General features: G+C 60.0%; 23 protein-coding genes. 16 read left to right on the top strand and 7 right to left on the bottom strand.

The window, feature by feature from the left end:
• Window positions 1–114: 114 nt before the first annotated feature.
• Complete coding sequence (locus tag P3T24_RS11995) at window positions 115–1,302, top strand: aromatic ring-hydroxylating oxygenase subunit alpha (protein WP_074266983.1); 1,188 nt, start codon at window positions 115–117, stop codon at window positions 1,300–1,302.
• A gap of 12 nt (window positions 1,303–1,314) precedes the next feature.
• On the opposite strand, the gene P3T24_RS12000 is transcribed toward P3T24_RS11995, so the two are convergent.
• Entirely contained in the window at window positions 1,315–2,559 is a 1,245-nt protein-coding gene (locus P3T24_RS12000) for an MFS transporter (protein ID WP_429434773.1), read from the bottom strand.
• 175 nt (window positions 2,560–2,734) lie between these two features.
• Between P3T24_RS12000 and P3T24_RS12005 the strand changes: the two genes are divergently transcribed.
• The 7 genes from P3T24_RS12005 to P3T24_RS12035 all read left to right on the top strand — a co-directional run bounded on the left by P3T24_RS12005 (window position 2,735) and on the right by P3T24_RS12035 (window position 12,551).
• Entirely contained in the window at window positions 2,735–3,601 is an 867-nt protein-coding gene (locus P3T24_RS12005; protein ID WP_429434775.1) for a tetrahydrofolate dehydrogenase/cyclohydrolase catalytic domain-containing protein, read from the top strand.
• Window positions 3,602–3,850: 249 nt separating this feature from the next.
• The gene (gene cysS / locus P3T24_RS12010; protein ID WP_429434777.1) at window positions 3,851–5,239 is read left to right on the top strand and encodes a cysteine--tRNA ligase; all 1,389 of its coding nucleotides are present in this window, start codon (window positions 3,851–3,853) and stop codon (window positions 5,237–5,239) included.
• A 146-nt stretch (window positions 5,240–5,385) separates the two neighbouring features.
• Window positions 5,386–7,257, top strand: a complete 1,872-nt coding sequence (locus tag P3T24_RS12015; protein WP_429434780.1) for a M3 family metallopeptidase — start codon at window positions 5,386–5,388, stop codon at window positions 7,255–7,257.
• A gap of 506 nt (window positions 7,258–7,763) precedes the next feature.
• Entirely contained in the window at window positions 7,764–10,370 is a 2,607-nt protein-coding gene (gene valS, locus P3T24_RS12020) for a valine--tRNA ligase (RefSeq protein ID WP_429434783.1), read from the top strand.
• A 105-nt stretch (window positions 10,371–10,475) separates the two neighbouring features.
• Window positions 10,476–10,847 carry a VOC family protein gene (locus tag P3T24_RS12025; protein WP_429434785.1) on the top strand — a complete coding sequence of 124 codons (372 nt, stop codon included), beginning with the start codon at window positions 10,476–10,478 and terminating at the stop codon, window positions 10,845–10,847.
• A 118-nt stretch (window positions 10,848–10,965) separates the two neighbouring features.
• Window positions 10,966–11,898 (top strand): prolyl aminopeptidase, encoded by a 933-nt coding sequence (pip, locus tag P3T24_RS12030; protein WP_429434788.1) that lies wholly within the window; start codon window positions 10,966–10,968, stop codon window positions 11,896–11,898.
• Between the two features lie 119 nt (window positions 11,899–12,017).
• The gene (locus tag P3T24_RS12035) at window positions 12,018–12,551 is read left to right on the top strand and encodes a GNAT family N-acetyltransferase (RefSeq protein WP_429406068.1); all 534 of its coding nucleotides are present in this window, start codon (window positions 12,018–12,020) and stop codon (window positions 12,549–12,551) included.
• A gap of 78 nt (window positions 12,552–12,629) precedes the next feature.
• Here P3T24_RS12035 and P3T24_RS12040 read toward each other — a convergent pair whose 3' ends face one another.
• Window positions 12,630–13,463: a class I SAM-dependent methyltransferase gene (locus P3T24_RS12040; RefSeq protein ID WP_429434789.1), complete on the bottom strand. Its 834-nt coding sequence runs from the start codon at window positions 13,461–13,463 to the stop codon at window positions 12,630–12,632.
• 103 nt (window positions 13,464–13,566) lie between these two features.
• Window positions 13,567–14,985 carry a PLP-dependent aminotransferase family protein gene (locus P3T24_RS12045; protein ID WP_429434791.1) on the bottom strand — a complete coding sequence of 473 codons (1,419 nt, stop codon included), beginning with the start codon at window positions 14,983–14,985 and terminating at the stop codon, window positions 13,567–13,569.
• A gap of 529 nt (window positions 14,986–15,514) precedes the next feature.
• Between P3T24_RS12045 and P3T24_RS12050 the strand changes: the two genes are divergently transcribed.
• The 5 genes from P3T24_RS12050 (at window position 15,515) to P3T24_RS12070 (ending at window position 18,203) form a co-directional block, all read left to right on the top strand.
• Complete coding sequence (locus P3T24_RS12050; protein ID WP_429434794.1) at window positions 15,515–16,090, top strand: helix-turn-helix domain-containing protein; 576 nt, start codon at window positions 15,515–15,517, stop codon at window positions 16,088–16,090.
• A gap of 107 nt (window positions 16,091–16,197) precedes the next feature.
• On the top strand, window positions 16,198–16,659 hold the full coding sequence (locus P3T24_RS12055; protein WP_429434797.1) for a VOC family protein: 462 nt from the start codon (window positions 16,198–16,200) through the stop codon (window positions 16,657–16,659).
• A gap of 4 nt (window positions 16,660–16,663) precedes the next feature.
• Window positions 16,664–17,002, top strand: a complete 339-nt coding sequence (locus P3T24_RS12060; protein ID WP_074266994.1) for an ArsR/SmtB family transcription factor — start codon at window positions 16,664–16,666, stop codon at window positions 17,000–17,002.
• Window positions 16,999–17,502, top strand: a complete 504-nt coding sequence (locus P3T24_RS12065; protein WP_429434800.1) for an SRPBCC family protein — start codon at window positions 16,999–17,001, stop codon at window positions 17,500–17,502. The genes P3T24_RS12060 and P3T24_RS12065 overlap by 4 nt, the downstream gene beginning before the upstream one ends.
• 269 nt (window positions 17,503–17,771) lie before the next feature.
• Window positions 17,772–18,203: a rubredoxin gene (locus P3T24_RS12070; protein ID WP_429434802.1), complete on the top strand. Its 432-nt coding sequence runs from the start codon at window positions 17,772–17,774 to the stop codon at window positions 18,201–18,203.
• Between the two features lie 56 nt (window positions 18,204–18,259).
• On the opposite strand, the gene P3T24_RS12075 is transcribed toward P3T24_RS12070, so the two are convergent.
• The 3 genes from P3T24_RS12075 to P3T24_RS12085 form a co-directional block, all read right to left on the bottom strand.
• A complete protein-coding gene (locus tag P3T24_RS12075; protein WP_429434805.1) occupies window positions 18,260–18,817 on the bottom strand; it encodes a hypothetical protein in 558 nt (185 codons plus the stop codon).
• Between the two features lie 183 nt (window positions 18,818–19,000).
• A complete protein-coding gene (locus P3T24_RS12080) occupies window positions 19,001–19,297 on the bottom strand; it encodes a winged helix-turn-helix domain-containing protein (RefSeq protein ID WP_074266998.1) in 297 nt (98 codons plus the stop codon).
• On the bottom strand, window positions 19,298–19,849 hold the full coding sequence (locus P3T24_RS12085) for a hypothetical protein (RefSeq protein ID WP_074266999.1): 552 nt from the start codon (window positions 19,847–19,849) through the stop codon (window positions 19,298–19,300). It lies immediately after the preceding gene.
• A 131-nt stretch (window positions 19,850–19,980) separates the two neighbouring features.
• On the opposite strand from P3T24_RS12085, the gene P3T24_RS12090 reads away from it, so the two are divergent.
• The 3 genes from P3T24_RS12090 to P3T24_RS12100 all read left to right on the top strand — a co-directional run bounded on the left by P3T24_RS12090 (window position 19,981) and on the right by P3T24_RS12100 (window position 22,427).
• On the top strand, window positions 19,981–20,547 hold the full coding sequence (locus P3T24_RS12090; RefSeq protein ID WP_429434808.1) for a GNAT family N-acetyltransferase: 567 nt from the start codon (window positions 19,981–19,983) through the stop codon (window positions 20,545–20,547).
• Window positions 20,548–20,626: 79 nt separating this feature from the next.
• Window positions 20,627–21,397 carry a class I SAM-dependent methyltransferase gene (locus P3T24_RS12095; protein ID WP_429434810.1) on the top strand — a complete coding sequence of 257 codons (771 nt, stop codon included), beginning with the start codon at window positions 20,627–20,629 and terminating at the stop codon, window positions 21,395–21,397.
• Between the two features lie 199 nt (window positions 21,398–21,596).
• Window positions 21,597–22,427 carry a 4'-phosphopantetheinyl transferase family protein gene (locus tag P3T24_RS12100; protein WP_429434813.1) on the top strand — a complete coding sequence of 277 codons (831 nt, stop codon included), beginning with the start codon at window positions 21,597–21,599 and terminating at the stop codon, window positions 22,425–22,427.
• A gap of 78 nt (window positions 22,428–22,505) precedes the next feature.
• Here the strand turns inward: P3T24_RS12100 and P3T24_RS12105 are convergent, their stop codons facing one another.
• Complete coding sequence (locus P3T24_RS12105) at window positions 22,506–24,968, bottom strand: penicillin acylase family protein (protein ID WP_429434815.1); 2,463 nt, start codon at window positions 24,966–24,968, stop codon at window positions 22,506–22,508.
• Window positions 24,969–25,048: the final 80 nt, after the last annotated feature.

Raw genomic sequence — 25,048 nt, forward strand, 5'->3', positions numbered from 1 at the left:
CCCAGGTATTGTCAAAAACATCAATTGCGCACCTTCTAGTAGACTGACTCCCCATGTCGGCCCCAATCCTGTTGGGGGCCCATCCAGGTTTCAGACTATAAGGAGGCGTCGCCCATGCATGGAGTTCCTTCGCTGGATAGCAGCACTATCGATGCGCCTGTCGACGCTATTGCCGATGCATCTGACGAAGTATCTTCCGCGGCATTCGTCGAAGCGCGCCCTGACGCGCCTGTTCGCGATTTGCGTCGCGTTCCGATCCACCCCGATTACTGGTATCCGCTTGCCTGGTCGCATGAGGTCAAGCGGGGCAAGGCGCACGGCGTAACCTTCGCGGGCGAGCCGATCGTACTCGTGCGCACCGAGTCGGGCGTCACGTTTGCGCTGGAAGACCGCTGCGCGCATCGCCAGGTGCCGCTGCACGGCGGCGTGGTGGACGGCGAAAACATCCGCTGCTGTTATCACGGCTGGACCTACGATTGCACGGGCCGTTGCGTCGATATTCCCTATCTCGGCCGTGAGCGGCTGCCCAACGGCGTGCGCTCGTACCCGTGCCGCGAGGAACAAGGGTTGATCTTCGTGTTCCCGGGCAATCCTGCGCTGGCTGAGGAGCGCCCGTTGCCGCCGCTCGCCTCGCTTGGCGACAAGGCGTACAAGACGCGCCGCTTTGGCCGCGAAGTGAAGTGCCACTATTCGTTCATGCACGAAAACCTGATGGACATGAACCATCAGTTCCTGCACCGCAAGCAGATGGGGCAGATGCGGGCGCGGTCGCTGGGACGGCGTCGCGGCGAAGGCTGGGTCGAGGTGGACTACACGTTCGCGCGGATGGCCGGCGAGCAGCCGATCGGCGAAGCGCTGGTGTTCGGCCAGAGCCGTAAAGGCACGCAAGGCGCGGACAAGGACGTGATGACCATCCGCACCGAATATCCGTACCAGACGCTGCAGATCCGCACGTCGGATTCGACGCTCGTGATGAACCTGTGGATCGTGTATGTGCCGGTCGATAGCGAGCAGCGCGTCAACCGCACCTTCGGCCTGCTGTCCATCCGCAAGCCGGGCATTCCGGTCCTGCTCGATATGGCGTGGCCACTGCTAGTGTGGTTCACCGAGCGGATTTTCAAGGAAGACCGCTGGATCGTCGAGCGCGAACAGGAAGCGCACGATCGCCAAGGGGCGGACTGGAACCACGAGGTGTTTCCGGTCATCAACGAACTGCGCGCACTGTTGCGCGAGTGCGGCGCGCCGCCGGCTGCGGGCCATTTCAAAGGTGTGCGTATTGGGCCGGCCGAAGCAACGACCTAGGCGACGGCGGGCTCACTCGCTTTCCGCGATGCCCGCCTTGGACAAGCCTGATTCACTCTCCGCGCGGGCTGTGCGTCTGCGCTGCAGCCATGGCTCCGCAATCGACGCCACAGCGCCGATTGCGCCCATCGTCAGCGAGAGCGTCACGATCAGCAAACCCGTATGGGCGCGGCTGGCGAACACCCCTACCAGCAATCCCGCCAGCGGCTGGGTCATGTTGTTCAGCAGGATGATGACGCCCGTGGTTTTGCCGTAGTCCTGGGGCGGAATGATCTTCTGCCGGGCGCTTCGAATGTAGACATTGAACATCTTGTCGAAGCCGGTGATCAGCACGAAGCCCACCGCGTAGCCCCACGGGCCTGGGCTCGCGCCGGCCAGCACGCCTCCCAGGCAGATTGCCAGAAACGCCAGCAGACCCAACGTTTTCCTCGAAAACGAGGCGCGGGCGATCGTCACCAGAATCAAGACGGTGGCGATTGCGCCGATGGTTTGCAGCACCGCGTAAAAGCGTCCCGATTGATGATGGATGCCGGTGACCATGGCAGCGGATGTGGCCAGCGTCACGCCGATGACCAGGTTCTCGGCGGCGGCCAGCAAAATGACCTTCTTCAGACCGGGTAGGCGCACGACATGCTGTACTGCGGTTCTCAGCGGTTGGGTCCAGTGGCCTCGGGGCGGTTCTGCTGCGATAGCCTGAAAACCGCTCATGCGCTGCCACAACACAAACGACGCGTCGGCGATCAGGAACAGCACCCCGGTGGTGATGACCACGAACTCCCAGCGCCACCAGCCGAGCAGCAGCGCCGCTGCCATTGGGCCGAGCACGACGCCGAGTTGATCGGCCAATTGGGAGACCGCCAGCACACGCTCGAACTTATGCGCCTTGAAGATTTGCGGCAGCATGACTTCGCGGGCGACGAAGCCTTGGCTCGTCAGGATGCCGCAGCAAGCGGAGAGCGCAATCAGCCAGCCGATTCCGCCGAAGGCCGCGTAACCGACGACCCCTGCGATACAGACGACGGCACGGTAGGTCTGGCTGATACGCATCAGCTTGAGTGGGGAGAAGCGGTCGCTGAACGCGCCGAAGAGCGGGAAGAAGAGATAGCGCGGCAGCGCTTCAACGAAAAAGGCGATGCCGGACCACGACACTTTCTGGGTCGTCTGGAATACGACTAGTGGTACCAGGAACAGCAGAATCTGGTCGGCCAGCCGTGCAAAGAAAAGCGAGTAGAAAAATGCCTGATGGTTGACGTGCACGGTTCTTTACCTGTTGGTCACTGTGCTTCGCAGGGGTGGCGCGAGTGTGAGGGGCAGACTGAAGGATATACTGCCCGCATTCCATCGTCTGCGCGGCGTCGTATTTCCCCGGTATTGCGTCCATCTTTTGCAGCGTAGCGGCTATTACAGCGCGACCACCGTGTGGAGCTAAGCCATGAACAATCCTCTGAATTGTGTGATCCTGGACGGCAAGGCGCTCGCCGCTTTGGGCGAACAGTCTTTGTCCGCACGCGTAGCCGCGCTCAAGACAAACAACGGCACCCAGACGCCCATACTCGCCACCATTCTGGTCGGCGACGATCCGGCTTCCGCTACCTATGTGCAGATGAAGGGCAACGCGTGCCGGCGCGTCGGGATGGATTCGCGTCTGGTCAAACTGCCTGCCAGCAGCACCACGGACGAGGTTCTCGCCGAGATCGAGAAGCTCAACGCCGATCCCAACGTTCAAGGGATCTTGTTGCAGCATCCCGTGCCCGCTCAGGTCGACGAACGCCGATGTTTCGACAGCATCTCGATTCTCAAGGACGTCGACGGCGTGACGAGCCACGGCTTTGGCCGCATGGCTCTGGGCGAACCGGCGTTCGGCCCCGCGACGCCAACCGGCATCATGCGGCTGCTCGCGTACTACAAGATCGAGCTGGCCGGCAAGCGCGCGGTCGTGGTGGGCCGTAGCGCGATCCTCGGCAAGCCTATGGCGCTGATGCTGTCGAATGCGAACGCGACCGTCACCTTGTGTCATTCGAAGACGGTTGATCTCGAGGCCGAGGTACGCCGCGCGGAAATCGTCGTGGGCGCGGTGGGCAAGCCGAGGTTCATCCCGAGTCGCTGGATTAGCGATGGTGCTGTCGTGATCGATGCCGGCTACCATCCTGGCGGTGTCGGCGATATTGATCTCGATGGGCTTACGAGCCGCTGCGCGGCAGTGACGCCGGTGCCGGGCGGCGTGGGTCCGATGACGATCGCCACGCTGATCGCGCAGACCGTCGATGCCGCCGAGCGGGCAATGCGCGGCGAAGATTAGCGCGGCGAAGGCTAGCTCGCAGCCCGTCAAACCGATTGACCAAAAAATAGACGCGCGTTAGCATCATTCTATGAACGCCTCCGCCCTCTTCCTCGTCCGCTGCAAACACGCATGCTGTCAAAGCCTGCCAGAGGGAGCTTGCGTCTAGCGCGTCGGTTTGCGTCACGTTCAAGCTGGTTCCTGATGGCCACCCGTTGAAAGACTGGTGGCTTTTTTGTTTTTCGCCTTCCAAATCATACGGAAACTTCGATGTCTCTCGCCCTGTACGACACCTGGTCGCGCACTGTGCGGCCGTTCACAGCCCTGCAACCCAGTCACGTGGGTCTGTATTGCTGCGGACCTACGGTGTACGACCATGCGCACATCGGCAATCTGCGGACATATGTTTTCGAAGACGTGCTGCGACGAGTTCTTGAGCTAAACGGCTACAAGGTGCAGCACGTCGTCAATATTACTGATGTCGGCCATCTTGTCTCCGATGCCGATGAAGGCGAAGACAAGATGGAAAAGGGCAGCCGTCGCACGGGCAAGTCTGCATGGGAGATTGCGGAACGCTACACGCGTGCGTTCATGAGCGACTGGCGGGCGCTCAACCTGCTGGAACCCACGCTGTGGTGCCGCGCGACGGACCACATCGCGGAGCAGATCGCTTTCGTTGCCGAACTGGAACGCACCGGTTACACGTATCAGACGAACGACGGTGTGTACTTCGACACGAGCAGGCAGGACGACTACGGCCATCTGGCGCGCCTCGATCACGCCGGTTTGCAGGCTGGCAAGCGCGTTGCGCTAGGAGAGAAGCGCAGTGCGACTGACTTTGCGTTGTGGAAATTCAGTCCACCTGGATCGACGCGGCAAATGGAGTGGGACAGCCCGTGGGGTCGCGGCTTTCCGGGGTGGCATATCGAGTGCTCGGCGATGTCCGCCAAGTACTTGGGGCCTTGGTTTGACATTCATTGCGGTGGAGAAGACCACATCGCCGTGCATCACAGCAATGAGATTGCGCAGACGCAAGCTCGACACGGCACGCGCTCAGCCAACTTCTGGATGCATGGACACTTTCTGACCTTGGATGCCGCCAAGATGTCCAAGTCGAGTGGGGACTTTTTGAGGCTGCAGAGCTTGATCGACCGCGGGATCGATCCGTTGGCCTACCGCTATCTTTGCCTTGGTGCGCATTACCGTAGCAAGCTGCGTTTCAATCATGAGGCACTTGAGGCCGCGCAGGCGGCGTTGGACAGGCTGCGCAAAGCCTATACGAGCTGGCCCGTCGGCGGCACTGCAGATGAGGATTTTGTGGCGCGCTTTAACGCAGAGGTCAATCAGGATCTGAATCTTCCGCGGGCGTTGGCCGTGCTGTGGGAACTGGTCAGGAGCGAGCTGCCCGATGAAACACGTCGGGCCACCGTTGATGTCTTTGACGCGGTGCTCGGGTTGCAGTTGGCTGAGTGGCGGGCGGATACGTTCGAAATTCCAGCGGATGTTGCTGACCTGGCGCGTCAGCGTGGGGAGGCACGCGCACGCAAAGATTGGCCCGAGTCGGACCGTTTGCGCGAGGTATTGAGAGCGAAGGGCTGGCAGATCGAGGACGGTGCGGATGGACAGCGTTTGAGTCCGCTGGATGCTAAAGGCGCTTAGAGAGCGCAGCGCAAAGCCAGGCTCTCGCGACACCGCTTAGCAAGTCAACTGTATGCCGACTACGCTACGATGAACGCGGAACATTGCGCTCTCCCTCGCCGCTTTTCCGAGCCACATAAAACAACGCCTCTAGTGATGCTTCGTACATGAAAAACGCTCGCACCTTCTTCGACCAGATCAATCAGGATTATCTGCAGATTCATCGGAAGGAGGGCGAGCTTTTCTGGCTGACCCACACGGGCCAAAGCGATGAACATGACGCGCAGCGTGCGGCTGGTCTTGCACGCAAGACCTTCCTCGCCGACTCTCGGCTCCTCGCGCAGACCAGAGAACATCTTGCGAGGGTTGAAGCCGCCCGGCAATCCGCTGAGCGCGATGCGTTGGTGAGCGGCTTGCGCGGCTGGGTCGCCGCATTCGAAGGCAATGCGATGGGTAGCGAGCGTGCGTCTACCTTGCTTGCCGAACTGATCGCAATGGACGCCGATCTGTTTGCGCGCCGCCAAGCCTACAAGATGCATCACATCGGCGCGTCGGGCCGCACCGAAGAAGCTTCGCCCGCTGCGTTGCGTTCAAACCTCGCATCAAACCCGGACGAAGCATCGCGCAAAAGCTCACACGAGGCACTGTCTGGACTCGAACGCTGGGTGCTGGAAAACGGCTTTCTCGAGATCGTGGCGAAGCGCAACGAATTGGCGCGTGGACTCGGATATCGCGACTTCTTCGATTACCGGTTGCGCACCAATAGCGGTATGAGCCCGGAGCAGCTCTTTGCGATCTTCGATGAATTTGAACGGAATACGCGCAATACGCATTTTGCTTCGATGGATCGCCTCGTCAGCGAGTACGGCGACGAAGTCTTGCAGCCGCACAACCTGCCATTCAGAGTTCGCGGAGGCGCCGCGCTAAAGGCGGATGCTTACTTTCCCTTTAGCAAGGCGTTGGAGCGTTGGGCTGAATCGTTCCGGCGTCTTGGCGTTTCGTATCGCGGCGCACGCATCGAAATCGATCTGCTGGACCGGCCGGGGAAGTTCACTACCGGCTTTTGCGCGTCGCCCGTAGCCAGTTATCACGACGACACCGACGGCTGGGTGCCTGCCGACGTCCGCTTCACCTCGACGGCCCGTCCGCAACAAGCGGGCGCAGGACTGCGGGGGATCAACGTGTTGTTTCACGAAGCGGGACACGCCGCACACTTTTCGAACGTTGCGCTCAATTCGCCGTGCTTTTCGCACGGCTTTGCCCCGACCACACCCGCATACCTTGAAGCCCAGGCAAAGTTCTTCGAAGCGCTGCCGGGTGACCCTTGCTGGATCCGACGCTACGCGCGCAACGCGGACGGCGAGCCGATGCCTGACGAGATGATCCGTGAGCGGGTCGAGTCGAACCGGGCTTTCCTCGCTTACAACGAACGGCGCGACCTGGTGCCGACTTACTTCGAGCAGGCCCTCTATGCCATGGACGTTGCAGAGCGCACCACGGAGTCCGTGCTTGATCTGGAGCGCTCGTTGACGCAGCGCATGCTCGGTGTTTCGAGTAACACCGTCTATGTGCTGGGCATGCCTCACCCCATCTATCACGACATGGCCGTCTACTACCATGGCTATCTGCTGGCGAAGATGGCCGCGTCGCAGACCCGCGCTTATCTGACTCGCACGCTCGGCTATATCGTCGATAACCCGGAAGTGGGTCCCTTGCTGGTGAAGCATTGCTGGTCTGCCGGCAACAGTCTCACGCTCGATCAAACGCTGCGCAATATGACCGGGGAGGGTTTGACGTCGGCTTATCTGGCAGATGAATGCAACCGTTCACCGCAGGAAGCCTGGGCACTCGCGCAGGAGGCCATCGAGCGCACGGATCGGGCACTCGCAGCGCAGGCCGAAGCCGGTGGGGATCTGGATGCATCGATTTCGATCGTGCACGGTGCGCAATGCATTGCGACCAATGAGGAATCTTTACCGGCGATGTATGCGACATTTGAAGCGTGGATCGAGGATATGGCGACACACGACGTCAGATAAGACTTGTGCCAATCTCAATGATCGATTATAAAAACATATCCCGACCACAAGTCGGGACACACCTTATCTAACGTTCACTCGCGGAGGATGCTATGTCACCGTTAAACGTAATGCCGCACTGATTTACCTCATCCCCTCGCAGCACGCGCAGCTTTTCATACGCTCGCCACGGCTGCTACGAGCATTTCGCCGTACCTGTTCTCGCTTCTTTCCCTCGCTTCACTCCGCGTCCGTCGGCCTTTCGGTGTTCTCCAGAGCATCGCTGCTGCATTTCGCGCTATGGAGCGTTCGTGCGCCTGCATCGGGCGTTCCTCCGCCTCGATCGCGCTGTTCGTAAGCCACGTCGCCTAAACACATAGCCTGGCCAAAGACGTACCAAGGCCGCACCGCTCGCGTGTATGCTGGATTCGTTCGTGATCCCTGTCCGGGTCGCGCGGATTCGTGCGTTCGCGTGTGGCCTTCGATATGCACTGCAACCCGAATTTCCTATCGACAGCGAAGCAGCGATGAAACCTTCATCTTCCTTATCGGCCACCGAACGTCGTCGTCCGACACGACGGCACGCCGCTCCACGCGTGCCCGAGCGGCCTGGGCTCGACGCACTCGAAGCGCGTTGGGCAGAGCATTGGCAAGTGCAACAGCTCTATGCCTTCGACCGCACGGCGCCGCGCGAAAACGTGTTCTCGATCGATACTCCCCCGCCCACGGTGTCCGGCTCCCTGCATGTGGGGCACGTGTTCAGCTATACGCATGCCGACATCATCGCTCGTTATCGGCGCATGACGGGCAAGAGCGTGTTTTATCCAATCGGATGGGACGACAACGGTCTGCCCACGGAGCGGCGCGTCGAGAACTTCTATGGCGTGACGTGCGATCCGGATGCGGCGTACGAACCGCACTATCGTGAGCCTGCTGCGCCCGCCACGCGTCGCTCGGAGTTTGCGCGGATCAGCCGGCGTAACTTCATCGAACTTTGCCATAAGCTGACCGCCATCGACGAACGCGCGTTCAGAGAGCTGTTTGTGCGTCTCGGGATTTCGGTCGACTGGAGTTTGACCTACGCCACAATCGACGATCGATCGCAACGCACGAGTCAGTTTGGATTCCTGCGCAATCTGCAGCGAGGCGAGCTGTACAGTCAGGACGCACCATGTTTGTGGGACGTGACTTTCCAGACGGCAGTCACACAGGCTGAACTCGAAGACCGTGAGCTTGCGGGTGCGTATCACGACCTGCGTTTCGTCGATGGTCTAGGCAACGCGTTGATCATCTCTACGACGCGCCCGGAGTTAATGCCGGCTTGTGTCGCTTTGGTGGCGCATCCCGATGACGAGCGCTATCGCCATCTCATTGGAACCAAGGCGCGCGCGCCCCTCTTCGATATCGAAGTGCCGGTGCTGGCGCATCCGCTCGCTGAGCCTGAAAAAGGCACCGGACTGGCGATGATCTGTACGTTCGGCGATGTCACCGACGTGATCTGGTGGCGCGAACTCAATTTGCCGACACGCTGTGTGATAGCCAAAGACGGTCGCCTGCAGAGCGAGACGCCAGATTGGCTCGCATCGCCGCACGCGCGCGATGCTTATGTCCGCCTTGCGGGCGCATCTGTTCCTCAGGCACACAACCGGATGGTCGAAATGCTGACGGAAAGCGGCGATTTGCTGGGTCCGCCGCGACCGCTTACGCATAGCGTCAAATACTTCGAGAAGGGGGACCGTCCGCTAGAGATCATCGCAACGAGGCAATGGTATCTGCGTAGCGGCGGGCGCGACAATGTGCTGCGCGAGGAACTCCTTGAGCGAGGCGCGCAGATCTGCTGGCATCCAGGGCACATGGCCACGCGCTATGGCCACTGGGTCACAGGCCTGAATAGCGATTGGTTGATTAGCCGCCAACGGATCTTCGGTGTGCCGATTCCGCTTTGGTATCCCCTCAATGCAGCGGGCGAACCGGATTACAGCACGCCGATATGTCCGGATGCGGCGTCATTGCCGATCGATCCGCGCTCACACGTGCCACCGGGTTATACCGAGGCGCAACGCGGCCAACCGGGCGGTTTCGTGGGAGAAGCGGACATCATGGATACATGGGCAACCAGTTCGCTGACGCCGCAGATTGCAGGCGGTTGGGAGCAGGCCGACGGATGCTTTGCGAATATCTTCCCGATGGACCTGCGTCCCCAGGGACATGAAATCATCCGCACGTGGCTGTTCTACACGGTGGTGCGGAGCGGCTTCGAAGCGCAGAGCGCACCTTGGCGGCACACGATGCTTTCCGGTTGGGTTCTCGATCCGGATCGCAAGAAGATGTCGAAATCGAAAGGTAACGTGGTTACGCCACTGTCGCTGCTCGATACTTACGGCTCCGATGGTGTGCGTTACTGGGCAGCGTTGGGCGGTCCGGGTACGGATACCGCCTTCGAAGAGAAGCAGATGAAGGTGGGCCGTCGGCTTGCGCTCAAGCTGTTGAACGTTTCGAAGTTTGCGCTGGGCTTCGATGGCGAGCCGGATGACGCCATCGCGCATGGACTCGACCGCGCCATGATGCTGCATCTCGCCGCTGTGGTTGATCATGCGACGGCTGCGCTGGAGGCGTTCGAGTACAACCGGGCCATCGAACGCATTGAAGCCTTTTTCTGGTGGTATTGCGACGATTACGTCGAACTTGTGAAGGGTCGGGCCTATGGCAGTGGATCGCAAGCGGCGTCGGCACGCAATGCGCTGGCGGCTTCGCTTTCTGTGGTTCAACGGTTGTTGGCGCCGTTTCTGCCATTCGTCACGGAAGAGTGCTGGTCGTGGTGGATGGAGGGATCGGTTCATACTGCGCCGTGGCCTACGATGGATATGTACTTCGGCGCATCGAGCCGCTCGAAAGACGATTCGTTTGATGAGCTCATCCTTGCCGCTTCCGAAGTGCTAAGCGCGATCCGCAAGGCAAAATCTGAGGCTAAGTTGTCGATGAAGGCCGAGGTCGAGCGGGTCTTCGTGGAAGGCCCGGCGGCCTGCCTTGAGCTGCTTAAGATCGCTGAAAGCGATTTATGCGACGCCGGGCAGGTCAAGCAATTTGAAATGAGTGAAGCGCCCGCATTTGGCGTGAGAGTGGAGCTATCCTAGTGAAGGGTTGCGAGGGGGTACAGTCGTGTTTTGTATGAAAACGCTGCGCCGCCTCGCGCCGATTCCGATCTTTAGCCGCATCGAACAACCCAACGGGAGAAGCACGTGGACATCTCCATGCGCCGGTTAATACTCTACGTGCACGATGTCGAAGCACTGAAGTCTTTTTACGAAGCGCATTTCGCGTTACCCATCGTTGAAGAGATTCCCGGCGAATGGGTTGTCCTCAAAGCGGGTGCGATTGAACTCGCGCTACATCTTGTGGGTGAGCCGTATCGCAACACGACGGCTAAGCACGTTCACTCGAATGCCAAGATGGTGTTCTCTGTGCCATCGGGATTGAATGCGTTGCGCGACAAGCTCGTTGCAGCAGGCGTCAACATGCGCGAACTGAAACGCTACGAAGGTTTCCCCTATTTGCTTTGCGACGGAGAAGATCCCGAGGGAAATGTGTTCCAGTTATCCCAGGCGGACTAGCGGCCGAGCCGCGTCCGCATCCGAAACGAGTAGCCGGGTTGGAGTTCATCGGGCAGAATCTATTGGATGCGCACGCGGTTCGCCGCAATGCACTGGCATCCACACTCTGGAATCAAACATGTACCCATCAATCGAACCCTACAAGCACGGCTTTCTCGATACCGGTGACGGTCATCAGGTGTATTGGGAGTTGTGCGGCAATCCGAACGGCAAGCCGGCGGTGTTTCTTCACGGCGGCCCCGGCGGCGGATGCAGCCCGGAACATCGCCGTCTGTTCGACCCGGCGCGCTACAACGTGATGCTGTTCGATCAACGCGGTTGCGGCCGCTCCAAGCCGCATGCGAGCCTGGACAACAACACGACCTGGGACCTGGTCGCGGATGTCGAGCGCTTGCGCGAGATGATGGGCGTCGAGCAGTGGCTGGTGTTCGGCGGATCGTGGGGCAGCTCGCTCGGTCTGGCCTATTCGGAGACGCATCCGCAGAGGGTCAGCGCGCTGATCGTACGCGGCATCTTCACGATGCGTCGCGCCGAACTGCTTTGGTACTACCAGGAAGGTGCGTCGTGGTTGTTCCCGGACCTGTGGGAGGGCTTCCTCGCACCGATTCCCGTCGAGGAGCGCGGCGATCTGATGGCGGCGTATCGTCGCCGCCTGACTGGCACGGATGAGGCCGCGAAACGGGAGGCCGCGCGCGCATGGAGCTTGTGGGAAGGCCGCACGATCACATTGCTGCCCAGCCCCGAACTGGAGGAGCATTTCGGTGAAGACGATTACGCGCTCGCTTTCGCGCGCATCGAAAATCATTACTTCGTCAATGACGGGTTTGTGGAGGAAGGGCAGTTGCTGCGGGACGCCCATCGTCTCGCCGACATCCCCGGCGTGATTGTGCAGGGGCGGTATGACGTGGCGACGCCGGCGCGTACGGCATGGGATCTGTCCAAGGCCTGGCCGAAGGCGGACTTCCAGCTGATTCCGGATGCGGGGCATGCCTACAATGAACCGGGCATTCTAAAAGCGTTGATCGCAGCGACGGACCGGTTTGCAGGCTGAGCGGACTTAAGCTGAAAGCAGGTGTGCGCTGTCCATCGATGGCGTCGGACAGCGCATAGCCGGCCGTAAGCAAAAAATTCACTCTGCACCAGGAAATCCAACATGGCGGAGCGGCACGAATGAATGCATCGGGGGTCTCATATCAAGTCGTCAGTCCTGCTGACCAAGACGCTTACAAGCAGTTCATGACCGATTTGTTCGATGAAGAACTGGAGACGTTGCCAGATCGGTTGGCGACCGTCAGCGATCAACAGTGGGCCGAGTTCATCAAGCGTCGCGCGGGCGAGCATTCGGTGTTGTACGTCGCGCGGCACGAGGGACGACTGGTAGGCGGGGGCGGTGTCGGGCGGATCGAACAACCGAGCCGCGAACATACGGTGGGGCTAGCGCTCAACGTCGCGCGGGAGTATCGCGGTCAGGGAATCGGTCGGGCATTGTTAGTGCATACGCTCCTATGGGCCGCCCGCGCTCCGTCTGTTGAGCGCATCGAACTCGAGGTAACCGCGAACAACGCGTCGGCGATACACCTTTACCAATCGGTCGGCTTCGTTGTGGAAGGCGTAAAGCGCGATGCATTGAAGAAGGGCGAGCGCCTGATTGACCTTGTGCAGATGGCCATAACAGGACGCGACGTGCGATTGCCGAAATGCTAAGGATCGCGCTCGCTGTGCAACGGCCTCAGGTTGCCTGATCCCGTTGCGCAGTGAAGCCAGAAAGTCGCAGGACTTTTTCTACTTCGCCCTCGCGCGAATCAACCGAACCCCCCAGCCGGTGCGAATGGTCCCGTCGCTCTGTTGCAAGCCGCTTAGCGCTTCCAGAAGCTCCTCCCGAAAGCGTGCCTTAGCCGGCTCGGATAGCCGGTCGATAGTGTAGGTTTCAGTCAGCGACTCCCAAAGCTCGTCAGGGTTTGGTTCCCAATCCACATCCAGATCTTCGAATTGCAGGTCTTCAAAGTCCCTCGAGAGCAACTCCGTCCATCCCTCTACGGTGTGGGTGCGTGCATCGCCGAACGGCAACGGCGATGCATCTTCCCTGAGAATCGGCAGCAGAACTTTGTGCAGGACCTGATTCGCCTCACCGAGCAGAAACGCTCGCCCAACTACGATCGCAAACTGACCGTGCGGGCGAAGCACGCGGCGGACCTCCTTGATAACCTGCTCGACGTCATCCATCAGCATGATGGCCATGTGCGACAGTAAGCAGTCGACACTGCCCGTTTCGATGGGCATTTCCTGCGCACGCTCTTTTAACAACTCGACTTCCTTAGGGAGCGTTGCTCGTGCGACGTCCAGTTCGCCCTGACTCATGTCTACGCCAATCAGCCGCAGCGACGACTGTTGCCGGTCCGACAACAGCTTGAGCAGATATCCATCGCCGCAAGCGAGATCGAGGACGGTCAGCGGCGCAGCCGATGCCGGCACGCATCCAGCAAGCGCTGCATAAGAGGATGCATATTCGGCCACGCTCGAGCGGGCACGAAGGTGACCGAATGCTGCACTCGTGGCGCCGGCCTGACGTTGATGGAAGTCCTGCAGATACGACTCGACGGGGGATAGCACGCTCATGCGATGAGACTCCAGGGAAATATGCGTGATGCTTGGTCGACGGAAGCGATCGGGTCGAGCGGTGAGCAATTATCGAGCACCTTCGACTTTCAGACCGCCATCGTTATGCGGTGCGCAGTTGCGCCAGCTCTTCCGATATCAGCTGACCCAGCGCAGCGATATTCCGTTCAGTACGATCAGTCAGTGGCATGCCCATATTGAGCCGCAAACAATGATTGAGACTGCCGTCGGTGCAAAAAAGCTGGCCTGGCGCAAAAGCAATACCAGCCGTTAGCGCTCTGCGCAACAAGGCGACGGAATCGAAGCCGCGCGGCAATTCCACCCATAGCCAATGGCCGCCTGAAACTGCATGGCTACAGGCTTCCGGAGGAAAATGACGTTGCACGGCTGCCCGGTACATTTTTGCATAGGCTGCCAGCGTCTGACGCAAACGTCGCAAGTGCGGCTCGAACAGACCACTGGCCATAAATGCAGCCAGCGTGTGCTGAAACAGCGGCGCCGGCTCCGGCATAAATTCAAGCTCCCTACGCAAGTTAGTCACCGCGAAGCCCAGAGACATGCCGGGGCTAATCAAGTCGCTCAGGTTCGTGATGTAGTGAACCAGTCCGTCTTGATCAAACGCCTTGAAAGGCAACGGACGGCTCTTGCCGAAATACAGCTCCCCGTTGTGGTCGTCCTCGATAAGCGGCACGCCATACTTTGCAAGCAACCCGACCGTGCGGCGCTTCGCGTCGTCGCTCATGAGTCCGCCGGTGGGATGCGAAAAATTCGCGGAGAAGATACATGCCGCCACCTTCTCCCTTTTCAGCACGAAATCGAGCGTATCGGTGGAAAGACCGTGCTCCGGATGGGCCGGTATTTCGAGCACATTCAGTCCCATCGCATCGAGGTCCCATAACAGCCTCATGGAGGTTGGGGAAGCAATCGCCACTGTATCGCCGGGTTTGATTAGCACTCGCAACAACGCGCGGTGGCTGAATTTCCCGCCAGACGTGATGGTGATGTCTTCAGTACGCCAGTTGAGGCCCATCAACCGTCCCCGGCGTGCCAGCTGTTCAGCGAGCGGCGATTCAGCGCACATGTCTCCCAGGGTAAAGAACGAAGGATTACGGCGGGCTTGCGCTGTCATGATGCGTTGCAGGGCAACGACGGGATACAACTCCGGATCTATCACGGCAAACAACATGGGCTGTTCGTGAACGTGCAGCCGGTCGAGTTCTCGTAGCAAGGCGCGTTGCGCTGGCAGTGCGGGTTGTGTGGCCACTTCGGGCCGAGGCTGCGACGGCTGGCCAACAATTGCCTGACGTTCCCGAACGTAGAAGCCAGAGCGCGGGCGCGCCGCGATCAGGCCGGCGTCTTCAAGCAAGTACAGGGCATGCGTGACAGTGGCGCTGCTTCCCTTGAAGCGCGAGCATAGGGCGCGGATGGATGGCAACTTGTCGCCGGGGCGAAATTCACCTGCGCAGATTTCTGCGTGCAATTGGCTGGCAAGTTCGCCATAACGAGTCGTTCGATCCCACATCCGCTGTCCACCTGTTTTGGAAGCACAACCAATTCTAACAGTGCCCAACACCGGTAAAACAGGCTTCGACTCGAACTAAGGCGCGTCACCCAACAGGCATTTGAACTGTACCGATTGACCAAGGGATACAGACAGGAAAAACGACGCAGTGCGCCGGTTCAGATTGCTACGCCTGGTCCTATCGCGCGGCCTTACCGATGCGCAGAATGATCCCATGACACCTTCCGGGAATATTCACAATGAACCAGCAGCCACTTTGTTCAAACCAGGACCACGCAACACTGGAAGATCCAGTCCGGGAATGTCTGCATCAGGCAGCCCGACTACTGCGACTCATCCGGCATTTCCTGCGTAGTCAATGGCAATCGTCTTTAAACCGGGTTGACGCAAAGCCGGAAGATTCAGTTCAGGAACGCCTCGATCAGTCGGCCCGATTGCAGCGGCTGATACGGCATTTCTGGCGCTAGTGGCATTGCGCGAGGCCTCTTGCTGTATTCAAGGATAACTAAATAATAAGCGCATTCATCTTATGCTCTCTAAACTTGAAGAAACGACACCGGCTACCGTTCTGGGTGGCAAAATTCGCGCGTTACGGCAGCGGCTAAAACGCACACTCGACTACACGGCGGGCGCGGCGGGGATTTCGAAGCCTTTTCTTTCGCAGGTTGAGCGTGGGTTGGCCAAACCGTCAATCACATCCCTGAACGGGATCGCCAGCGCGCTCGGCGTCGCCGTGCAGTACTTCGTGGACACACCTGGCGAACAACGTCCGGTGTGCCGTGGCGATCAGCTGAAATTCTTCAGGTTTGCAGAGTCGCCGAACCTGTTTGCGCAACTCACGCGTGGATCACCTTCCCAGCAACTCGAGGCTATTCTCGTAAGATTCCCGCCCGAGCAAAGGCGACCTACGGATATGCCAACCAGTGCAGCGGAAGAGCTTCTGTACGTGATATCCGGCGAGGTGTCGTTGACCCTGGAGGGCGAGACGTTTGTCTTGCAGGCCGGAGACAGCGCCCATTATCAATCTACGTTGCCACATGGATGGATCAACAGTCAGCGTATGGAAGCTCTCGCACTTTGGGTTGGTACGCCGAAGTTATTTTAGTGGTGGCCGGTCTGGTCGATCATCTTGGCAACGGTCACCCTTGACATTCTCACTTAATAAACTAATATGTTAAATATTAACCCGTTAGTTTATGAAGGGAGGCTGCCATGAGTGAGGCACTGTCACGTCCGTCCTTGGGCGCTGCGGTCTACTATGACGATCCGTTGGCCGCGCTGGATTGGCTCGAGAAGGCCTTCGGCTTCGAACGTCAGTTTGTCGTCATGGACAACGACGGCCAGCTCGCCCATTCGGAAATGCGGTTTGGCGACAGCTATGTAATGGTGTGCCGTGCATGGGCGGAGGACATGGCGAGCCCGAAGTCCATAGGCGGGAGAAACACTCAATCCGTCCATGTGCAACTGCGCGATGGCATTGACGAGCATTGCGTCCGGGCGCGCGCAGCCGGCGCTGTGATTACACGTGAACCGGCGGATCAGTTCTACGGTGACCGCGTCTACGCGGCGCGTGACCCTGAAGGACACGTGTGGAGTTTCGGCCAGACATTGCGCGAGGTATCGCGTGAAGAGGCCGAGCGAGTGAGTGGCCACAAGATCGACGGGTGGGTGTGAGCCGATGGCACTTGCTGCAAGCGCGTCGCTGGACCGGACGCTGTCCGCGCTAGCCGATCCTAGCCGGCGCCAGGTGGTCGATCTGCTCAGCGAGAAGCCGATGCGTGCCGGCGAACTTGCTCAGGCCACCGGTCTGAGTCCGCAAGCGATGAGCCGGCATCTGCGCGTGCTGCGCTCGAGCGAGCTGATCGAGGAGTCGCACGATGGCATCGACGCACGCGTGCGTCTCTATGTCCTGAGAGCCGCACCGATGACCGAGCTGAAAGCGTGGCTCGAAGCGACCGAGCAATTGTGGTCATCGCAATTGCTCGCGTTCAAGGCACATCTGGAGGCACAGCCGTGAGCTCGCGCGTGCAGGTGTCGGTCCGCGTATCCGCTGCTCCGCACCGGGCCTTCGATGTCTTCACGCGAGACATCGCCTTGTGGTGGCGGCCCAATTCGCTCTTCCAGTTCACTCCGCGGGGCGCGGGTACGCTGTCGTTCGAGGGTGGTGTCAATGGTCGTTTGATCGAGACGCAGACGGATGGCAGCGTGTTCGAAGTGGGGCGCGTCAGGGTGTGGGAGCCTGGTGTACGGCTCGCGTTCGGCTGGACTCAGGCGAGCTTCTCCGCTGATCAGCAGACTCATGTCGAGGTGCGCTTCGAGGCGGTAGGCGACGAGACCCGCGTCACCGTCGAGCATCGCGGCTGGGATACGGTGCCGCAAGATCACGTCGCACGTCATCACTTCCCCGATGGCATCTTTCTGCGGCGTCATGGCGAATGGTGGCAAGTGCTGCTGGGTTCTTACGGTGCGCGGATGAAGCACGACGGATCTCTTGCTGTATCGCCGCCTACCGCGTGATCCTCGCCGAACATGGAAGCGTGTTTTCGCACAGCCTGTCCCGAGCTTTTAGCTAATGGGAGGAAACAGTGCATCTCTGCAGTGTAGCTAATGCGCTATCTGGGGAAGGCGATAATGATGGTCTGCCATGAGGGCTGTGGATTCCTCGCAGCGACCGCGCGAATCACCCCTTTAGCGCTGAGTCCGTCGCGCTTGCGTTGCGTCCGTGTCTGCTTCGTTAAATTGCAAAGGGCTGGCGAAAATGGCCGGCCATCGGGATACCGTTTGTTATGTATAAGAAGGGCGTAGCCTTAGAGATTCAGTTTTCCTCCGAGCGACTCAACGATGGTGCTGGCGATCCCTACTGGATCGATCTGACGCAGGCGGAAGCGCAGTCGCTTCTGCAAACGCTTCACGCGCATCTAGCTGTCAGTAGCGCAGGGACCGCGGCGCCGCTCGTCGTGAGCCTCGACGATTCGAGATCTATGCACGCGGTGGCGTCCGAAGACGCATCTGTATTGCCCGCTACTGCTCAAGACGCCCAGACGCGCGATGAGTTCAAGCAGTGGGTGTGTGTGATTTGCGGCTGGATCTACGACGAAGCGGCTGGCTTGCCCGAAGAGGGCATCGCCGCTGGAACGCGCTGGGCCGATGTGCCTGCCGACTGGCGCTGCCCACTGTGCGACGTGGGCAAGGAAGATTTTGCGTTGGTGGAGTTTTAAGCAAAGGGGCACGAATACCGGTACTCGATGGAATATCTCGGAGACTTCAAGGTCCGCTAGCGAACTTCGTTCGCCAGTACTCCTTGGCGTTCAACCACTCCGCCTGAACTTTTGCCAAGATGGCCGCGCAGGGAAGTATAGAGTGCGCTGATCCAAAGGATCGCTCCAGTGGCGAACTCGCCGGAAGGGTAGTTGGGACCGCCGCCGTTCATCCACGGGTAGGCCAATGCTACGACGATAAGCGCGATACCTGTGACGTAATGCCGGGGAGCGTGGAAAATTCGCGCTAGCGGAATCAGGTGCAGGCCGACGATGAGGACCACCGCAGGCGTACTCCATTCGGGATGCCCAAGCGCACTCAAGATGAAACTCACCGCGAAGACCGCAAGCCATTGCACGAGGTTGACCCACCTGAAGACGCGCTGCCGCGCCTTGCGTGCTTCGGGTTCTGCATTCATGTCGACATGCGGACGGAACGCGCGAAAATCGCACATAGCCCACAGAAAGAGGGTGCCTCCGGCCAGCACGATTAGCCCGAGCATCGGCCAATCTACTCCATGTGTTTGCAGGCACCACCCTGTCATCCACAGCGTGCCAAATCCGGCAAAGAACATCTGACCAACTGCCGAGCCGGTTCTGTGAGCGTAGATGGTGTTGTGTCCCACGAATATCCCCCGACAAAGGTGTGCGCACGAATTTCGCTAAAGAAGTCGCGGCGTCGCTTAACTGATTAGAGCCAAGGCGACGCTGGCGTCGCCCAACCTGGATTGCCTGCTCCGGTGTGTCTACCGAACGCATCAAGAAGTACCGTCGAGAATGCCTCGCAGATAATCCACATAGCGTTCGAATGCCCGCCTTCCTGACGTGGTCATGGCCACACGCGTGCGCGGCTTTTTGCCGACGAAGTCTTTGGTGATCTCGATGTAACCACTCTTCTCCAGAGTGGCGAGATGCGCGCCGAGATTGCCTTCTGTTGCATCGACGATGGCGCGCAATCGCACAAATTCAATCGCCTCGCGGTTCGGTAATGCTTTAAGCGCTGCCATGATCTTGAGCCGAACCGGTTGATGGATGGTTTCGTCGAGCTGATCCATTCACGCGGTCCTCAGCCAGGCACCAGCCAGTATCAACGCGCCGCCGCCGACCACCGCCATCCACAGGAGGAAGTAGGCAGGAAGCAGGTAGTAGCCGACGAGCGTGAGCACGGCGAGGGCCAAACCTGTGACCGCGAGGCGCGATCCGATCCAGAGGCCGCTCAGAAAGTAGAACAACGCGACGATCAACGAGATCAATACGGCCGACTTCTCGCCGGTGGCTGGCTGAAAGACGTTAAGCACAGCGATGTAAAACACCACAACGGCCAACGCCGACGCGAGCCAGCGCCACGACTTGTCATTGGATGCGTCCTGTTTGCCTCTTCTGCCAAGGAAAATGCAACCGCCTATGCCGATTACGTCCAGCGGGATCCAGATCTGCGAAGCGCGTGTGGGGAAAAAATGGGTCACAGCGAAGCCGACTAACCAGATCACACCCCAAAGCATCAGCATGGGCGCGAACTTCTGATAGCTATACAGCTGGCTGCTGCGATGGCTGACAGCCTCGACTTCGCGCAAGGCCTGTGATGCCTGCTCAGATGAGAGTGACATGATGGCTCCAGAAGGGTTTATGTAGAGTACTCTATAAGGCAGAGTATAAAAGTGCAAGTAGTTCGTTTGCGGGGGGCGCAAGGTCATTTGATAGAGTGGCGAGGTCACGTTAAACCACTGGCGACCATCGAATGTCTTCCCCAGCAAGCCAACCTTACCCAAACGTGGTTCACACGAGACGATTTGTCCTTTCTCCACTGACGTCCGGCCACGCGGAACGCATGTTCGAGGGATTGAGTGACGTACGCGGTTACGACTACATTCCCGATATGCCGCCCGCAAGCGTGGCCGCGTTAGAGGAGCGCTACAGACGCCTCGAAGGTCAAGCTTCTGGCGATGGCCGAGAGGTGTGGCTGAATTGGGTAATCGGCTCGATAGACGAGCCGACGCTGTACGGCTACGTTCAATTCGCGATCAGTCAGGCAGAACAGCGCGCGTTTGTCGCGTATTTTGTTTTTCCTCGCTATCAACGACAGGGGATTGCATCAGAGGCCGTAACCGCTGCCCTGTCGAGTGTTCTGACAACATTTCAGATAACGCGAATCGACGCGCAGATCGATACTCGCAACGCGGCATCGATCGCGTTAGTGGAGTCTCTGGGGTTTGTCCGCACCCGACTGATCGAACAGGCAGACGAGTTCAAAGGCGCCGTAAGCGATGAATATCACTACTCGTTCGACGCGTCTCGCATGCGCTAATCACGCGCCCTGTTCACCATGCCCCCAGAACCAGCACCCACGGTCGCAACGCACCCACCTACAAGAAGGAGTTTCCGCAGTGACCAACGATCCGGCATCCGCTACCGCCCTGACGTCGCAAAACATCTACGACGATACGACCTTCTTCGAAGGCTACAAGGCGCTTCGCGACACCGACACCGGCTTGAACGGTGCCCTGGAAATCCCTGCGTTGCATCGTCTGTTGCCCGAGCTTTCCAATTCGCATGTACTCGACCTGGGTTGCGGCTTCGGCGAGTTCGCGCGTTTCGCAAGCGCACAGGGAGCGGCCTCCGTGACCGGCGTCGATATCTCCGCGCGAATGCTCGAAGAAGCCGTCCGGCGAACAAGCGATCCGTCGGTGAGTTATGAACGCTGCCCCATCGAACAGTATCGACCCGCAGCAGATTCATTCGACCTTGTCGTCTCCTCGCTTGCGCTGCATTACGTCGAAGACTATGCCGGCGTGGTCGAGCGTGTATTTCAAGCCTTGAAACCGGGTGGCCGCTTTGTATTTTCCGTGGAGCATCCGCTCTGCACCGCCTATCCGGCAGGCTGGGTTCGGGATGACGAGGGGCACCGGCGATATTGGCCGGTCGATCACTATCGCGAGGAAGGGAAGCGAGACACGCGCTGGTTTGTCGATGGTGTCATCAAGTATCACCGGACCGTTGAAACCTACGTCAACACGTTGATCCGCGCCGGGTTGCTGCTCGAGCATCTTGGCGAGCCGGGGCCTACTGCGGAGGCATTGAAAGACCGCCCCATGCTGGAAGCCGAACGTCGCCGGCCGCCCTTTCTGCTACTGCGAGCCTTGCGGCCAACGGGCTGAAAAGTAGGAACCGCCCGCGTCGCATGTCGAATTCAATCCATTCAGCATAATTGCAAATGCGAATCATTTGCAATTATGCTGAAACTGTCCGATGATTGAGCATGCTTCACAACCGTGATTCTTTTGCGCATGCTTTCATCCGTTTCAAACGCCCACCCCGATCGCACCGTGTCATCCGCATGCACTGACGAGTCTCAGCATGCCGTCTGATTCGTCAATTGCAAACGTGGACGAGGCGGCCTCGTTGGCCCGTCCATCCGGGTCCACTCAAACCATTCGGCGCGCCGCGGAACTGGAGTTCATCCCCCAGCGTCTCGCTTACCGGCTGGCCGCTGACGTCGCTTATCCGAACGACGGCGAACTGCTCTTGTGGCGTTGTCGTTCGGAATGGCACTTTGTGTCCAAGGACGCGGCGTACGCCCGTCTGTCGCAAGCCGAACTCGCGCGGGTCAAGAGCCATCCGAATCCCGCATTGGGCAAGCGCTTTGTCGTGGGTCGCGCCGCGATGCGTGAGATTCTGGGCGACATGATCGGCTGCGCGCCCGCGGAGGTCGATCTGGTAGAGGATGCGCAGGGTCAACTGCGTGTTGCCAACGTCGGCGAGCGCGAGCCTATCGAGATCGCCATTGCCTATGCCGGAATCTGGATCGTGATCGGCGTGAGCAAGAGCCCGCTCGGCCTCGCGACCAGTGTGCCGACGCTGCCCGATAACGCTCCGAGCGGCCATCCTGACGGCGACACAGCGTCGTCCCGTCGCCAGAAAATGTCCCGGTCAATCGAGACGCGAAGCCACGTGCGTCATGCGAGTCTCACGTATGCCATGGGCGCGCAATTGATGAACGCCGACGCCCACGTACTGCAGCAAGATGCGGCTACTTTCTTCGTCGATGCGCCCGACGCGCGTCGCTGGCAGATCATCGACTTGCCGATGCCGGGCATCATTAGCGCGGCAGCTGCGGTCGCTCAACCGGTGACGCGGGTTCATGCGTTCGGCTGGATGGGGCGCGACGGCCGGGCGATCGCCGAGTAAGCTGCGCGCTAACACCAACGTTCACTCGCACCGTCCGCGGTACTGCAACTTTTCAGCAAAACCTCCCCGCAGCAAGACTCAGCGCGCCGCCGCACCGTCCGCCGCCGGCGCCGTCAGCACCTGAGTGACCAGCGCCGGATCGTGCGCAATTGCTTCCTCGCTAAACGGCACCCGCATCCAGTGTTTGCTCGCGTATTCGCGGGTCCCGTCGGCGTAATGCGGCGAAGCGGGATCGTCCGATTCCGATGACGCGAGCAGCGTATCGGCCACAACCTCTCCTTGCTCGAACCGCACCACCTGCAGGTAGCTGTTGCCGTTCGGATTGACGTTCATCGAATCGCCACGGGTATCGAACGGATGCTGCGCGCAAGCCGCCGTGAAGTACCCTTCCGTGTCGCAGCCGCCAAAGAGCGGAATGCGCTCGTCGTTGCGCTGCACGTAGAGCGCCGCGCTGCGCGGTGCATCGATGGCAATGCCGGCATTGTGCATATCGGCGAGTGCGGCTTGCATTGCCGTCGCGAGTTTCGCATGGTCCACCGCGATACCGGCCGGTGTGGTCAACGGTTGCTTCGGATCGAACGGCACGGCGTACAACTGCGCCGCCGGGATGTCCCTGAGATGTTCCCAAAAAGCGTTCCACAACGTTGCGCCGCGGGCGTCGGCATCGGCAGTATCGTTCCATGCCGCGAGAACAGCACAGGCCTGTTGCAGATCGTTTGCGTTACCTGTCACGCAAAGACGGTCGAGCACCGGCTGCTTGAAAAGGATCGCTGACATCGAGCGGCTGTCCAGTGCGGCGCGTTGCAGCGCGCCCGGCGATACGCCAGCCGGATCGGCCTGCAGTTGCGCGGCAATCGTGTGGCCGAGGCGGGTGCGCAGAGACTGCGCCGCATCGGTTGGGCCAATCACCCGCGCGTAGCCGGTCAAGGGCTCAGCCGGATTGCTGAGCCAGAAGCTGCCATTGAAATTGCCCACATAGTCACGTCGCAACAGGCTCGGCATCTGCGCGACCGGCATCGCGCCAGGCTGCACAGCACCCCGGTCGAGCTGCCAGTCGCAATCGCTGCGTGTACCGTCAAGCACGGGCACGCCCGGAATCGCGTGGGCGAACGCCTTGCCGACGGGCGGCGTGCAGCGCTCCACGAGACTGTCGGGCGCATTCGGGATGGCGCCGATATCCGCGTACCAGACGCGCGGATCGCCGCGACCAATGGCAAGCGTATTGACCCAGGGCACCGCAGCATTCCGTTTCTGGATGCGGATGAAGTCATCGAGTGAACGTGCCTGATTCCAGTCAAGGAAGTTTTCGAAGACGCGGAAGTTGTCCGCGTCGATGTCGCGCAGGGCGAACGCTTGCTGTGTGTTCCATGCGAGTGCCGGCGACATCGAACTCAGGTTGAGCATTGGCCCAAACCGCGAACGGTAGAGCGTCCGGGTGACTGGATGCACCGTGCCGTCGTCGGAGCGGACCTCAACGGTGACGCGAGTCGGCGTCATCGCTTCCACCTGTCCGTCGTACCGATACGACGTCGTCAAGCCCGGCACCAGGCTCAACTGAAACAACCCGAACCGCGACGCGGTGGACACCGTATGCGTCCACGCAACGTCCCGGTTGAAGCCGATCTCAATCACCGGTGAACCGAGAAACGACACACCGCTGACATCGAGCTTACCAGGGATGGTCAGTTGTGCCTGGTAGAAGCGGGCCGGGCCGCTCCAGAACCAATGCGGGTTACCGAACAGGATAGCGCTGCCATTGTGAGTGGCATCAGCACCAAACGCGAGGCCGTTGCTGCCCACGCCAGCGTGGCCGCCGAAATCCATCAGCGGAGCGGTGGACGCCAGGTTCTGCGAATCCGGTGAGCCTTGCGGCGAAGTCGCGGATGCCATCGGCTTTGCGCCGCCGGGCGTAGCGCCCGGCGGCTGCGCCGTAGCAATCGCGGACACAAAACGGCCCGCACCGGCTGCCAGGTTAGCCGTATAGAGACGCCGGTAGATATCCGCCGTGCTGATCTTGCCGACCCACGGCGCCGAGCGGCAGGCCGCATGCGCCCCGACGAATTCGCCCTTGGCAAGCTCATCCACATAGCGGTTATAGCCGCTCGCGAAGCCGTCTATCAGCGCACGCATTTCCGGCGTCTGGCTGTTGCGGTATCGAGCCACGGCTGCACCGTCGTCGATGAAGCGGAAGAAGAAATCGGCGTCGAGATTGGACGGCTGGCCGAACGTGTCATCGTTGGACGGCCGCGCCTTGGCGCCGAAGTAGCGCGAGCGCTCGCCCCGATAGGTAACGAAGGCATCGGCCATCGTGCACAGATTGTCCTGCGCCTGCACATAGCCGTATCCGTAGCCGAGGCTGCCCCAGTCGTGTGCCTTCAGATGCGGAATGCCGAGCGCAGTGCGGCGAATCTCGACCTGGTATGCCGGTGTGGCGGCGTCGGCGTGCGACTGGATGTCTGTAGAAGGCGTGCTGCAACTGAGCAACGCAAGGACAAAGGGAAGAGCAAGCAACAGGCGGGCGCCGCGGGTGAGAGAGGGCATCGGACGCATGGAATGGTAGCAGGGCGGGACCTCATGCTAATGCGAATGAGTCGCAATTACAAGCCTGCGGTGACTTAGAT

The organism is Paraburkholderia sp. GAS33, from assembly GCF_050436645.1.
GTDB lineage: Bacteria > Pseudomonadota > Gammaproteobacteria > Burkholderiales > Burkholderiaceae > Paraburkholderia > Paraburkholderia phenazinium_B.